At 65.7% G+C, this 13,698-nt stretch carries 14 protein-coding genes; all 14 read left to right on the top strand.

Annotated features, from left to right (window positions below):
• Window positions 1-14: 14 nt before the first annotated feature.
• Window positions 15-458 carry a MaoC family dehydratase gene (locus AC1Q6V_RS16270; protein ID WP_011614861.1) on the top strand — a complete coding sequence of 148 codons (444 nt, stop codon included), beginning with the start codon at window positions 15-17 and terminating at the stop codon, window positions 456-458.
• 32 nt (window positions 459-490) lie between these two features.
• Window positions 491-967 carry a MaoC family dehydratase gene (locus AC1Q6V_RS16265; RefSeq protein ID WP_010809112.1) on the top strand — a complete coding sequence of 159 codons (477 nt, stop codon included), beginning with the start codon at window positions 491-493 and terminating at the stop codon, window positions 965-967.
• Window positions 968-1,569: 602 nt separating this feature from the next.
• Window positions 1,570-2,532 (top strand): ubiquinol oxidase subunit II, encoded by a 963-nt coding sequence (cyoA, locus tag AC1Q6V_RS16260; RefSeq protein WP_454749335.1) that lies wholly within the window; start codon window positions 1,570-1,572, stop codon window positions 2,530-2,532.
• Between the two features lie 14 nt (window positions 2,533-2,546).
• Complete coding sequence (gene cyoB / locus AC1Q6V_RS16255; RefSeq protein WP_010809110.1) at window positions 2,547-4,520, top strand: cytochrome o ubiquinol oxidase subunit I; 1,974 nt, start codon at window positions 2,547-2,549, stop codon at window positions 4,518-4,520.
• A 5-nt stretch (window positions 4,521-4,525) separates the two neighbouring features.
• Entirely contained in the window at window positions 4,526-5,170 is a 645-nt protein-coding gene (gene cyoC / locus AC1Q6V_RS16250; protein WP_010809109.1) for a cytochrome o ubiquinol oxidase subunit III, read from the top strand.
• Window positions 5,170-5,538 (top strand): cytochrome o ubiquinol oxidase subunit IV, encoded by a 369-nt coding sequence (gene cyoD, locus AC1Q6V_RS16245; RefSeq protein WP_010809108.1) that lies wholly within the window; start codon window positions 5,170-5,172, stop codon window positions 5,536-5,538. The genes cyoC and cyoD overlap by 1 nt, the downstream gene beginning before the upstream one ends.
• 355 nt (window positions 5,539-5,893) lie before the next feature.
• The gene (gene urtA / locus AC1Q6V_RS16240; RefSeq protein WP_010809107.1) at window positions 5,894-7,150 is read left to right on the top strand and encodes an urea ABC transporter substrate-binding protein; all 1,257 of its coding nucleotides are present in this window, start codon (window positions 5,894-5,896) and stop codon (window positions 7,148-7,150) included.
• Window positions 7,151-7,301: 151 nt separating this feature from the next.
• Window positions 7,302-8,945: an urea ABC transporter permease subunit UrtB gene (gene urtB / locus AC1Q6V_RS16235; RefSeq protein ID WP_010809106.1), complete on the top strand. Its 1,644-nt coding sequence runs from the start codon at window positions 7,302-7,304 to the stop codon at window positions 8,943-8,945.
• On the top strand, window positions 8,945-10,150 hold the full coding sequence (gene urtC, locus AC1Q6V_RS16230) for an urea ABC transporter permease subunit UrtC (RefSeq protein WP_037024370.1): 1,206 nt from the start codon (window positions 8,945-8,947) through the stop codon (window positions 10,148-10,150). The genes urtB and urtC overlap by 1 nt, the downstream gene beginning before the upstream one ends.
• Window positions 10,147-10,995, top strand: a complete 849-nt coding sequence (gene urtD / locus AC1Q6V_RS16225; RefSeq protein WP_010809104.1) for an urea ABC transporter ATP-binding protein UrtD — start codon at window positions 10,147-10,149, stop codon at window positions 10,993-10,995. The genes urtC and urtD overlap by 4 nt, the downstream gene beginning before the upstream one ends.
• A 2-nt stretch (window positions 10,996-10,997) precedes the next feature.
• A complete protein-coding gene (urtE, locus tag AC1Q6V_RS16220) occupies window positions 10,998-11,690 on the top strand; it encodes an urea ABC transporter ATP-binding subunit UrtE (RefSeq protein ID WP_010809103.1) in 693 nt (230 codons plus the stop codon).
• 122 nt (window positions 11,691-11,812) lie between these two features.
• The gene (locus AC1Q6V_RS16215) at window positions 11,813-12,682 is read left to right on the top strand and encodes an urease accessory protein UreD (RefSeq protein ID WP_454749336.1); all 870 of its coding nucleotides are present in this window, start codon (window positions 11,813-11,815) and stop codon (window positions 12,680-12,682) included.
• Window positions 12,683-12,726: 44 nt separating this feature from the next.
• Window positions 12,727-13,029, top strand: a complete 303-nt coding sequence (locus AC1Q6V_RS16210; RefSeq protein WP_010809101.1) for an urease subunit gamma — start codon at window positions 12,727-12,729, stop codon at window positions 13,027-13,029.
• Between the two features lie 54 nt (window positions 13,030-13,083).
• Entirely contained in the window at window positions 13,084-13,695 is a 612-nt protein-coding gene (locus tag AC1Q6V_RS16205; protein WP_454749337.1) for a HupE/UreJ family protein, read from the top strand.
• Window positions 13,696-13,698: the final 3 nt, after the last annotated feature.

The following is a 13,698-nucleotide window of genomic DNA, read 5'->3' as shown; positions in this document are numbered from 1 at the left end:
CAGAGAGACAACCGATGCTGTATTTCGAGGACTTTGAAGTCGGCAGCCGCCGCGAACTGGGTTCGTACCTCGTCACCGAGGAAGAGATCCTGGCCTTTGCCCGCCAGTACGATCCGCAGCCGTTCCATATCGACAAGGAAGCCGCTGCCAGGAGCATCTATGGCGGCGTGATCTCGAGCGGCTGGATGACGTGCTCGATCATGATGAGGCTGCTGGTGCTGAGCACCACCGGCAAGTCGGCCAGCATGGGCTCGCCTGGCGTGGACGAGATCCGCTGGCTCAAGCCCGTCTACGCCGGCGACACGCTCACCGTCGTGCTGAATGTGCTCGATACCCGGCCGTCGCAGTCCAAGCCGGACCGCGGCGTGGTCCACACCCAGTGGGAAGCCACCAACCAGCGCGGCGAACTGGTCTGCACCGTCAAGGGCATGGGCATGTACGGCCGCCGCCCCGCTTAAGAACACTTTATCGTCACGAGGAGACTATCGACATGCGTACCATCGCATCGCTGGAAGAACTGGAAGGCCTGCAGGGCCAGGAGGTCGCGGTCAGCGACTGGATCGAGGTGACCCAGCAGCAGGTCAACCAGTTTGCCGATGCCACCGGCGACCACCAGTGGATCCACATCGACGTGGAGCGCGCGAAGAAGGAGTCGCCCTATGGCGGCCCGATCGCGCACGGCTTCCTGACGCTGTCGCTGCTGCCCAAGTTCATGCACAACGCGCTGCACATGCCGTCGAAGATCGGCGTCAACTACGGCCTGAACCGCGTGCGCTTCACGGCACCCGTGCCGGTGGGCAGCAAGCTGCGCGCGCGCATCAAGCTGCTGAAGGTCGAGCGTCTCGATCCGCTGCCGAAGTCGCCCGAACTGGTTGGCGCACAGTCGACCTGGGAAGTCACGGTGGAGCGCGAAGGCAGCGACCGTCCGGTCTGTGTCGCCGAGTCGATCACGCGCCGCTACGGGTGACGGATACGCAGTTTTGACGCGGTGCGACAATATGCCACACAGGCATGTCGCACCCCTGGAGGCCGCCTGATGCGCGGCTTTCTGCATTTTTAGGAACCGATTTGTGACGTTGATGCCGGTCAAATGCTGCTTCGCGGATTTGTGCGTCGATTGTCCGTTCTGCTGAACAGTGTGTTCTGTGCCGTTGGGTTTACCCCTAATGTTGCGTTGCGGTACAGTCGCGCCCACGATGTTTTACGTGTTGCGCTCCCCGGCCGAAAACCGCGCTTGCCATGAAGGCAAGTCCGTCGGGAAGTGCAAGAACCTCGTATTCCAACGCTACCCGGCCGCCGTACTGAGCCGGGACCGTTCGCGGTTTCGGCCAGGTGCCGCAGCGCCGGCAAGGTCCTACAGGGCCTGCAGCGCACGCAGTCAGTTGTCCTTCCGTGTTCATGGCGTTGCAAGGCCGCATGGTCCCCCGGCGTTCGATCCGCCGCCCGACCGCAACGCCAGCTAAGGACACGTCCTTCCGGTTTTCCCTCAGCCCCACGCCTCTTGCGCGAGCATCAGGCGGTTTAGCCGCGCTTTTGCCCGAAGCGCGGTGTAACCAAACCAGTCGTGACATGAAGAAACCCATACTGCCGCGTTGGACGCGGTTCCTGCCTTGCCTTGGCCTGCTCCTGCTCGCCGGCTGCAACATGACGCTGCTCGACCCGAAAGGGCAGGTCGGCGTCGACATCAAGAACATCATCCTGATTGCAACCTGGCTCATGCTGCTGGTGGTGCTGCCGGTGATCGTGCTCACGCTGGTGTTCGCCTGGAAGTACCGCGCGTCCAATACCTCGGCGCGCTATGAGCCGGACTGGTCGCACTCCACGGCGATCGAAGTGGTGGTGTGGCTGATCCCCTGCCTGATCATCATTGCGCTGGGCATCATCACCTGGAAGTCCTCGCACGACCTGGACCCGTACAAGCCGCTCGAATCCAGCAAGAAGCCCGTCACCGTCGAGGTGGTGGCGCTGAACTGGAAGTGGCTGTTCATCTATCCGGAACTGAAGATCGCCACGGTCAACCAGATCGCCTTCCCGGTCGACACCCCGGTGAACTTCAAGATCACCTCGGATTCGATCATGAATTCGTTCTTCATCCCGCAACTGGGCAGCCAGGTGTACGCCATGGCAGGGATGGAGACCAAGCTCCACCTGATCGCCAACGAAGCCGGCTCTTACGACGGCGTATCCGCCAACTACAGCGGCGGCGGCTTCTCGGGCATGAAGTTCAAGGCGGTCGCCATGTCGAACTACGAGTTCGACCAGTGGGTCGCCAAGGTTCGCGCCTCGTCCACCGAACTGGGGGTTGAAGGCTACAAGACGCTGGCACAACCCAGCGAGAGGGAGCCGGTCACGTACTACGGCAAGGTGGAAGACAAGCTCTTCCACAACATCCTGCACAAGTACATGGACCACAGCGGCACGGCGCTCGCCGCCGACGGGTTCAAGGGCGGCCCGATCTGCACGTCGCGCAACACCCTCGGTGAAGAGCAGCTGTCGATGACCACGCCGGCCAAGCTGCCGGCGGGCGCGTAATCCTGGGAGCAATGATGTTTGGCAAGTTGAGTTTGTCGGCGATTCCGTTTCATGAGCCGATCATCATGGTCGTTCTGGCCGGCGTCGCCCTGGGCGGTGCCGCGCTGCTAGGCGCGATCACCTATTTCAAGAAGTGGGGCTACCTCTGGAACGAGTGGTTCACCTCGGTCGACCACAAGAAGATCGGCGTGATGTACTGCCTGGTCGCCCTGATCATGCTGCTGCGCGGCTTCGCCGACGCGGTCATGATGCGCACCCAGCTGGCGCTCGCCACCAATGGCGCGACCGGCGTGCTGCCTCCCGAGCATTACGACCAGATCTTCACCGCCCACGGCGTGATCATGATCTTCTTCGTGGCCATGCCGCTGATGACCGGCCTGATGAATCTGGTCGTGCCGCTGCAGATCGGCGCGCGCGACGTGGCGTTCCCGTTCCTGAACACGCTGTCGTTCTGGCTGTTCGTGTCGGGCGCCATGCTGGTCAATGTCTCGCTGGGCGTCGGTGAATTCGCCAAGACCGGCTGGCTGGCCTACCCGCCGCTGTCGGGACTGGACTTCAGCCCGGGTGTGGGGGTGGACTACTACCTCTGGAGCTTGCAGATCTCGGGCCTGGGCACCTTGCTGACCGGCGTGAACTTCCTGGTGACGATCCTGCGCATGCGCGCGCCGGGCATGACGCTGATGCGCATGCCGGTGTTCACCTGGACCGCGCTGTGCACCAACGTGCTGATCGTGGCCGCTTTCCCGGTGCTGACCGTGACCCTGGCGCTGCTGGGCCTGGACCGCTACGTCGGTACCCACTTCTTCACGAACGACGGTGGCGGCAACGCCATGATGTACGTGAACCTGATCTGGATCTGGGGCCACCCCGAGGTGTACATCCTGATCCTGCCGGCGTTCGGCATCTTCTCTGAAGTGATCGCCACGTTCTCGGGCAAGAAGCTGTTCGGCTACAAGGGCATGGTGTACGCGACCGCCGCGATCATGGTGCTGTCGTTCATCGTGTGGCTGCACCACTTCTTCACGATGGGCTCGGGCGCCAACGTCAACGCGTTCTTCGGCATCACCACCATGATCATCTCCATCCCGACCGGGGTGAAGATCTTCAACTGGCTGTTCACCATGTACCGCGGCCGGGTCCAGATGACCTCGCCGGTGCTGTGGACGCTGGGCTTCATGATCACCTTCGTGATCGGCGGCATGACCGGCGTGCTGATGGCCGTGCCGGCCGCTGACTTCGTGCTGCACAACAGCCTGTTCCTGATCGCCCACTTCCACAACGTGATCATCGGCGGCGTGCTGTTCGGCTACCTGGCCGGCATCACCTACTGGTGGCCGAAGGCGTTCGGCTTCACGCTGAACGAGCGCCTGGGCAAGTGCGCCTTCTGGTGCTGGCTGGTCGGCTTCTACTTCGCCTTCATGCCGCTGTACGTGCTGGGCCTGATGGGCATGACCCGCCGCCTGAACCACACCGACAACCCGGCCTGGACGCCGTGGCTGTACCTGGCCGTCGTGGGCGTGGTGTTCGTGGCGCTGGGCATCTTCTTCCAGGTGCTGCAGATCGTGGTGTCGATCCGCGACCGCAAGAAGCTGGCCGACGTGACCGGCGACCCGTGGGGCGGCCGTACCCTGGAGTGGGCCACCTCGTCGCCGCCGCCGTTCTACAACTTCGCGCACACCCCGGTGGTGCGTGACCTGGACGCGTTCTCCGACATGAAGGCCCGTGGCGAGACGCTGCCGACCGAAGGCTACGAGAAGATCCACATGCCCAAGAACACGGGCGCGGGCTTCATCATCGGCGCCTTCAGCCTGGTGTTCGGCTTTGCCCTGACCTGGCATATCTGGTGGATGGCCATCGTTGGCCTGGTGGGCATGGTGTGGGCGTTTATCCACCGCAGCAACGACGACCATATCGACTACTACGTGCCGGCCACCGAGGTCGAGCAGATCGAAACGCGCCATCTGCAGCGCATTGCTTCGCAAGCCTGAGAACCATGTCGACTCAAGTCCTAGACCGCATCCCCGCGCAGGCCGGCGCACCGGCCAAAGCCGACGCGCATGGCCATGACCATGCGCACCACGATACCAGTGCCAATACGGTGTATGGCTTCTGGATCTACCTGATGAGCGACTGCATCATCTTCGCCGGACTGTTCGCGGCCTTCGCCGTGCTGCGCGGCGAACTGGCAGGCGGCCCGTCGGCGAAGGAGCTGTTCGAGCTCAACTACGTGCTGGTGGAGACCTTCATCCTGCTGTTCTCCTCGATCACGTACGGCATGGCGATGATCTCGCTGCAGAACCGCAGCCTGAGCCGCGTGCAGGTGTGGCTCGGCGTCACGTTCCTGCTGGGCGCGGCGTTCATGGCGATGGAAATCAACGAATTCCATCACCTGATCGCCGAAGGCGCCGGCCCGGGCCGCAGCGCGTTCCTGTCGTCGTTCTTCACGCTGGTCGGCACCCACGGCCTGCACGTCGCCAGCGGCATGCTGTGGATGATCGTGCTGATGTGGCAACTGTCGAAGAAGGGCATCACCCCGACCCTGAGCAAGCGCCTGATGTGCCTGTCGCTGTTCTGGCACTTCCTGGACGTGGTCTGGATCGGCGTGTTTACCGTGGTCTACCTGATGGGACATCTGTGATGGCACAACACAACGCACCGGCGGCGCACGGCGCCCACGACTCGCACGACTCGCACGCGGGTCATGACACCCACGCCAGCTTCAAGTCGTACGCAATCGGCTTCATCCTGGCCGTGATCCTGACCGTGATCCCGTTCAAGCTCGTGATGGACGGCAGCATGGACAAGGGCACCATCCTCTGGATCATCCTCGGCATGGCCGCGGTCCAGATCCTGGTCCACCTGAAGTACTTCCTGCACCTGGACACGTCGTCCGAGCAGCGCAGCAACGTGATCGCGCTGCTGTTCACGGCGCTGATCCTGGTGATCGTGGTGGCGGGTTCGCTGTGGATCATGCACAACCTGAATGCCAACATGATGGTGATGTAAGGACCAACGTCCTGGCATCGAGAGCGGGGCCCTGCAAGGGGCCCCGTTTTTTTTGCCCGTCGCCTGCCTTGGGGCGTGGCGCCCGGCCTTGGTGCGGGGACGCGCATCGCCTGGTGCCTTGCGCATGCCGCCCGCACGGAATTGCGCAGATGCACGGGAGTGGTGCGTGCGCCGCCCGCACTGCTCTGGTGCGGATGCGCGATCGCGGGCGGCGGCAGCGCCTGCGCGCCGCGCCAGCACGCCATCTGCCGGGGGTGCGGTGGGTATCAGGCGGCCTGCCTCCATGGCACGCTAGTTGCAGAAGCATCACCCGGGGAGCGTAGTCCCTAACTAACACCATAAACGGGAGCTGCAAATGCAACGACGTGACATGCTGAAGCTGTCGGCGATAGCCGCCGCGGCAATGATCGGTACCAGCCCGCTGGCCATGGCGCAGTCCAAGGAACCGATCAAGGTCGGTATCCTGCACTCGCTGTCCGGCACCATGGCCATTTCGGAGACGTCGCTGAAGGACGTGGCCCTGATGACCATCGACGAGATCAACAAGAGCGGCGGCGTGCTGGGGCGCAAGCTGGAGCCGGTGGTGGTGGATCCCGCCTCGAACTGGCCGCTGTTCGCGGAAAAGGCGCGCCAGCTGATCACCAAGGACAAGGTCGCGGTGACCTTCGGCTGCTGGACCTCGGTGTCGCGCAAATCCGTGCTGCCGGTCTACGAAGAGCTGAACTCGCTGCTGTTCTACCCGGTGCAGTATGAAGGCGAAGAGATGTCGAAGAACGTCTTCTACACCGGTGCAGCGCCCAACCAGCAGGCCATTCCGGCGGTGGAATACCTGATGAGCAAGGAAGGCGGCGGCGCCAAGCGCTTCTTCCTGCTGGGCACGGACTACGTCTACCCGCGCACCACCAACAAGATCCTGCGCGCGTTCCTGAAGAGCAAGGGCGTGGCCGACAAGGACATCGAAGAGGTCTACACCCCGTTTGGCCACAGCGACTACCAGACCATCGTCGCCAATATCAAGAAGTTCTCGCAGGGCGGCAAGACCGCGGTGATCTCCACCATCAATGGCGACTCCAACGTGCCGTTCTACAAGGAACTTGGCAACGCCGGGCTGAAGGCCAAGGACGTGCCGGTGGTGGCGTTCTCGGTGGGTGAGGAGGAACTGCGCGGCATCGATACCAAGCCGCTGGTGGGCCACCTGGCCGCATGGAACTACTTCATGTCGGTCAAGAACCCCGAGAACGACGCCTTTCGCAAGCAGTGGGCGGCATGGGTCAAGGCCAACAACCTGCCCGGCGGCGACAAGCGTGTGACCAACGACCCGATGGAAGCCACCTACGTGGGCATCCATATGTGGGCGCAGGCCGTGAAGAAGGCCGGCACCACCGATACCAACAAGGTGCGCGCCGCCATGTACGGCCAGACCTTCAAGGCACCGGACGGCTTCACGCTGACCATGGGCGAGAACCACCACCTGTACAAGCCGGTGATGATCGGCGAAGTGAAGGGCGACGGCCAGTTCTCGGTGGTGTGGAAGACGCCGAAGGCGGTGCGCGCGCAGCCGTGGAGCCCGTTCATCGCGGGTAACGAAGGCAAGCCGGACAAGGTGATGTAAGCCGGGCCACCCGCTGCCGGTTGGCTCCCCTCTCCCGCTTGCGGGAGAGGGGCTGGGGGAGAGGGCTGGCGCTTGCCAGCCAGATGGCACTCGCTTCGTCATGGACACCTGCCTTCTCCCCAAACACTCATTCCGCAATTCGCCAGCACCTATGCGCAATCCCTTATCCGTTTCCATCCTGCCATGGCTGCGCGCCCTGCTGGCGGCGCTGCTGCTGGCGGCTGCGCCGTGGGCCGCGGCGCTGACGCAGGCCGACCTGAAGCCGCTGGCCGAAGACGATTTCGATGCCAAGACCGCGGCGCTGACCGCGCTGGCCAAGGCCCCGCCGGAACAGGCCGGCCCGATCCTGAAGGCCTTGCAGGACGACGCGCTGCAATATGCGCCGTCGATCGGCATGGTGCGCCAGGATGGCGACAAGACCGTCGATGCTGTCACCGGCAAACCGGTCGCGGTGAAAGCCGACGAGCTCGAATCCCTGACCCTGAACAACAGCCTGCGCGCGCTGGTCGACAGCGCCGCCAGCAGCCTGCTGCTGCAGTCGCCCGATATCGCGGTGCGCGCGCAGGCCATCGCCACGCTGCGCGACCAGCCCGAGAGCGCCTCGCGCGCCGCGGTCGAGGCCGCCCGCAAGAACGAGGCCGATGCCGGACTGCGCACCAGCCTGGACGTGATCTGGGCCAACCTGGTGCTGGCCGAGCCGGCCGATCCCGCAGCGCATGACGCGAGGCTTGAAGCCATCCGCATCCTCGGCAGCGACAGCAACCCGCAGAGCCGCCAGAAGCTGGCGCCGCTGGTGGAGCGCGACAGCGCCGGCAACTACCGCGAGCCCGATGCCGACGTGCGCCTGGCCGCGCAGCAGGCGCTGGACACGCTGCGCAGCGACCAGCGCCGCGCCGAGCTGATCGGCAACCTGTTCGCCGGCCTGAGCCTGGGCAGCGTGCTGCTGCTGGCCGCGCTCGGGCTGGCCATCACTTATGGCCTGATCGGCGTCATCAACATGGCGCACGGTGAATTCCTGATGATCGGCGCCTATGCCACCTACGTGGTGCAGTCGCTGTTCCGCGCCTACGCGCCGGGTGCGTTCGACTGGTACCTGCCGGCGGCGCTGCCGGCCTCGTTCCTGGCCGCCGCGCTGCTGGGCTTCGTGCTCGAGCGGCTGGTGCTGCGCCACCTGTACGGCCGCCCGCTGGAAACGCTGCTGGCCACCTTCGGCGTGAGCCTGCTGCTGATGCAGGCGGTGCGCACGCTGTTCGGCGCGCAGAACGTGGAAGTGGCCAACCCGGCGTGGATGAGCGGCGGCATCGAATGGATGCCGGGCCTGGTGATCCCGTACAACCGCATCGTCATCATCCTGTTCGCGCTGGCGGTGGTGGCGGTGGCGTGGGCGGTGCTGAACCGCACGCGGCTGGGGCTGTTCGTGCGCGCCACCACGCAGAACCGCACCATGGCGGCCTGCGTCGGCGTGCGCACCTGGAAGGTCGACAGCTACGCCTTTGCCTTTGGCGCCGGCATTGCCGGGCTGGGCGGCTGCGCGCTGTCGCAGATCGGCAATGTCGGCCCCGACCTGGGCCAGGCCTACATCATCGATTCGTTCATGGTGGTGGTGCTGGGCGGCGTCGGGCAGCTGGCCGGCACCATCGTCGGCGCCTTCGGGCTGGGCATCATCAACAAGTTCATCGAGCCCTTCTACGGCGCGGTGCTGGCCAAGATCTTTGTCCTGGTGCTGATCGTGCTGTTTATCCAGAAGCGGCCGCAGGGACTTTTCGCGCTCAAGGGGCGCAGCGCGGAGGCATGATGCAGCGAGTCCAATCGAGTTCTTCCGCCACCGCGTTCCGGCTAGCGGTGCCGGAGCGGCAGGCACTGTTCTCGCCGCGCGGCTGGCTGGTGCTTGCGGCGCTGGTGGTGATCGTCGGCATCGGCGTGCCGGTGTGCGCGCTGGTGTTGCCGGAGGGGCATCCGCTGCACCTGTCGGCTTATGCGCTGACGCTGGTCGGCAAGATCATGTGCTTTGCGCTGGCGGCGATCGCGCTGGACCTGGTGTGGGGCTACTGCGGCATCCTGAGCCTGGGCCACGGGCTGTTCTTCGCGCTGGGCGGCTATGCCATGGGCATGTACCTGATGCGATCGATCGGGCGCGAGGGCGTGTACAAGAGCGAACTGCCGGACTTCATGGTGTTCCTCGACTGGAAGGAGCTGCCGTGGTTCTGGCACGGCACCGAGCACCTCGGCTATGCGCTGCTGCTGGTGGTGCTGGTGCCAGGCGTGCTGGCGTGGCTGTTCGGCTTCTTCGCCTTCCGCTCGCGCATCAAGGGCGTGTACCTGTCGATCATCACGCAGGCGATGACGTATGCGGCGATGCTGCTGTTCTTCCGCAACGAGACCGGTTTCGGCGGCAACAACGGCTTCACGGACTTCAAGCGCATTGCCGGCTTTGCGATTGCGGCGCCGCAGACGCGCACGGCGCTGTTCGTGCTGACCTTCCTGGCGCTGCTGGCGGGCTTCATCGCCTGCCGCTACATCGTCACGTCCAAGCTCGGGCGCGTGGTCACCGCGGTGCGCGATGCCGAGATGCGGGTGATGTTCTCCGGCTACAACCCGCTGGGCTACAAGCTCTTCGTGTGGACCTTTTCGGCGGTGCTGTGCGGCATCGCGGGGGCGCTGTACGTGCCGCAGGTGGGCATCATCAACCCCGGCGAGATGTCGCCCGGCAATTCGATCGAGATGGCGGTGTGGGTCGCCGTGGGCGGGCGCGGCACGCTGATCGGACCGGTGATCGGCGCGTTCCTGGTCAATGGCGCCAAGACCCTGTTCACAGCCCACTTTGCCGAATACTGGCTGTTCCTGCTGGGCGCGATGTTCGTGCTGGTGACCTTGTACCTGCCCGATGGCGTGACCGGGCTGTGGAACCGGCTGCGCGAGCGGCGCGCGGCCGCACCATCAGCCGCTGCAGACCCTGTTTCCGCGCCTGCCGTGGCAGGCCGCACGGGAGGTGAAGCATGAACGCCGCACTCCAGCACGGCCAGGCCGAAAGCGGCGATGCCACCGGCCTGGGCCGCATCGTCGAGCCCGGCACCATCGATGTTTCGCACGGGCCGATCCTGTACCTGGAAGACCTGACGGTGCAGTTCGACGGCTTCCGCGCGCTGAACAAGCTGACCTTGTCGATCGACCATGGCGAGTTGCGCTGCGTGATCGGTCCCAACGGTGCCGGCAAGACCACGATGATGGATGTCATCACCGGCAAGACCGGGCCGCGCAATGCCAATGTCAGCGGGCGCGTGTTCCTGGGCCAGACCATCGACCTGATGCGGATGACCGAGCCGCGCATCGCGCAGGTCGGCATCGGCCGCAAGTTCCAGAAGCCCACGGTGTTCGAGCAGCACGCGGTGTGGGAGAACCTGGAACTGGCGATGAAGGCCGACAAGCGCTGGTGGTCGTCGCTGCGCGCGCGGCTGACGGCGGAGGGGCATCGCCGCATCGAGGAAACGCTGGCGCTGACCGGACTGGAGGCAGAGGCCTACCGGCCCGCCGGGCTGCTGTCGCACGGGCAGAAGCAGCGCCTGGAGATCGGCATGCTGTTGATGCAGCAGCCGCAGCTGCTGTTGCTGGACGAGCCGGTGGCCGGCATGACCGATGAAGAGACCATGCAGCTGGCGGCGCTGCTCAACGGCCTGCGCGGCAGCTGCTCGATGATGGTGGTCGAGCACGACATGGAGTTCGTCGCCGCGCTCGCGGGCGATGCCGGCCAGGTCACGGTGCTGGCCGAGGGCAGCGTGCTGGCCGAAGGCACGCTCGACAGCGTCAAGCGCGATGAGCGCGTGATCGAATCCTACCTGGGAAGATAAGCATGCTGCAGGTCAATGCACTGAACCAGTTCTATGGCGGCAGCCATATCCTGCGCAATGTCAGCTTCGACGTGCCCGCCGGCAAGCTGACCACGCTGCTGGGCCGCAACGGCGTGGGCAAGAGTACGCTGCTCAAGTGCCTGATGGGCGTGGTGCCCACGCGCAGCGGCAGCATCCAATGGCAAGGGCAGGCGCTGGAGAAGAAGGCTCCGTATGAGCGCGTGTCCGCCGGGCTGGCCTATGTGCCGCAGGGCCGGGAGATCTTCCCGCGGCTGACGGTGGAAGAAAACCTGCTGATCGGCGCAGCCAGCCGGGCGCGGCCGTCCGGCGTGCCGGACCGGATCTACCAGTTGTTCCCGGTGCTGCGCACCATGCGCCTGCGCCGCGGCGGCGACCTGTCCGGCGGCCAGCAGCAGCAACTGGCGATCGGGCGCGCGCTGATGAGCGAGCCGGGCCTGCTGATCCTGGACGAGCCCACCGAGGGCATCCAGCCTTCCATCATCCAGGACATCGGCCGGGCGCTGCGCCTGCTGGTCGACGAGTTCGGCATGACGGTGCTGCTGGTCGAGCAGTACTACGAGTTCGCGCGGCATATTGCCGACCACTATGTCGTGATGAGCCGCGGCGAAGTGGTGGCGCGGGGTGCCGGCGCCAGCATGGAGCAGGACGGCGTGCGGGAGCTGATCGCCGTGTAGGGCGGCTGCGCGGCAGCGCCGGGATTTGTGGGTCATACGCTGCTTACGCGAAGCCAGGCAGCGCGCTATGATTGCTTGCAACTCCCGCCATTGCGCGCGCGCCTCCGCCGGCTGTCCTTGCCATGCGCCATCCCGATCTTCCTTCATCGCTCACCGTGCCCGCCGCATGGCAGGCCACCCTGCGGCTGCGCTTTGCGCAGCGCGGCGAACGCACCGCGCTGACCGAGCGGCGCCATCAGGGGCCGCTGCTGGTACAGAAGCCGCTGTACCCGGAAGGCGGCATCTGCCACGCGGTGATCCTGCATCCGCCGGCTGGCGTGGCAGGCGGCGACAGCCTGGATATCGACGTGACGGTCGAGGCTGGCGCGCACGCCGTGCTGGCCACGCCGGGTGCCACCAAGTGGTACAAGTCGCTCGGCCGCGAGGCGGCGCAGCATGTGCGCCTGACGGTGGGCGCAGGCGCGCGGCTGGACTGGCTGCCGCAGGAGAACATCGTCTTCGACGACGCCCGTGCGCGGATTTCGACCGTGCTCGACGTCGCGCCCGGCGGCAGCGCGATCGGCTGGGATGCGGTGGTGCTGGGCCGGCAGGCATCCGGCGAGCAGTGGACCCGCGGCGCGCTGTGGCTGGATACCCGCATCGGCACGGGCGAACGCGCGTTGTGGATCGAGCAATCGCATCTTGAAGCCGAGTCGCCGCTGCGCACCGCGGTGGCCGGCCTCGATGGACTCAATGTGCTGGGCACGCTGTGGGCGGTAGGCGAGGGCGCGACGCAGGAACTGGCCGAAGCCCTGGCCGAGCAGCTGCCTTATACGCCGGAGCTGCGCGCCGGCGTGACCTGCCTGGCCGCCAACGGCCAGTCGATGCTGCTGCTGCGCGTGCTGGGCCGGCAGATGGAAGCCGTGCGCCACGTCATGGTCGACAGCTGGCAGGCGCTGCGCATGCCGATCCACGGTGTCGCAGCGCGGCCGCTGCGGCTGTGGGCCACGTAGGCCGCCAACAGAGACAACCGAACACAAGAAACCAGGAACAAGAGATGGAACTGACGCCGCGAGAGAAAGACAAGCTGCTGATCTTCACCGCCGCGCTGCTGGCCGAGCGGCGCAAGGCACGCGGGCTGAAGCTGAACTACCCGGAAGCGGTGGCGCTGATCACCGCCGCCATCATGGAAGGCGCGCGCGATGGCCGCACCGTGGCCGAGCTGATGCATGAGGGCACCACCGTGCTGGGCCGCGAGGACGTGATGGACGGCGTGGCCGAGATGATCCCCGAGATCCAGGTGGAGGCCACCTTTCCGGATGGCACCAAGCTGGTGACCGTCCACCATCCCATTGTCTGAACATGACCGATTCCGATTCTGGACCGCGATAACAAGACCAACCCGAGAGCCGACATGAACCGTACCGCCTGCCTGCGCCTTGCCCTGGGCACTTCCCTGACCGTTGCCGCCGGCGCCGCGCTGGCGCATCCCGGCCACGATGCCGCCACCGTCAGCGCCAGCCTGTGGGCCGGCCTGGCGCACCCCTTCACCGGTGCCGACCATTTGCTGGCGATGGCGGCGGTGGGCGTGTGGAGCGCATTGATTGCCCGCTCGGCCGCCGACACCCTGCGCCTGCCGCTGGCCTTCGTGGCGCTGATGCTGGTGGGGGCTGCAATCGGCTTGTCCGGTGTGGCGCTGCCCGCAGTCGAACCGATGATCGCGGCCTCGTTGCTGGTGATCGGGTTGCTGCTGGCGCTGCGCGCGAAGCTGCCGGCGTGGGCCGGTACGCTGCTGGTCGGCGGCTTTGCCATCTTCCACGGCTACGCCCACGGGGCCGAACTGCCCGCCACTGCGGGCGCGCTGCCTGCGATACTCGCATACGTAGGCGGGTTTGCGGCCGCCACCATGGCGCTGCACCTGCTGGGCATCGGCGCCGGCACGTTGCTGCGCCGCCATGCCGGCTGGCTGGCCCGCGCGGCAGGTGCCGGCGTGGCGCTGTATGGCGCCAGCCTGCTGGTGGCCTGAGGA

The sequence above is a fragment of the Cupriavidus sp. GW823-FHT07B10 genome (assembly GCF_058794355.1).
Note: the sequence above shows the minus strand (reverse complement) of the source record. Positions and strands in the feature narration are given on the sequence as shown.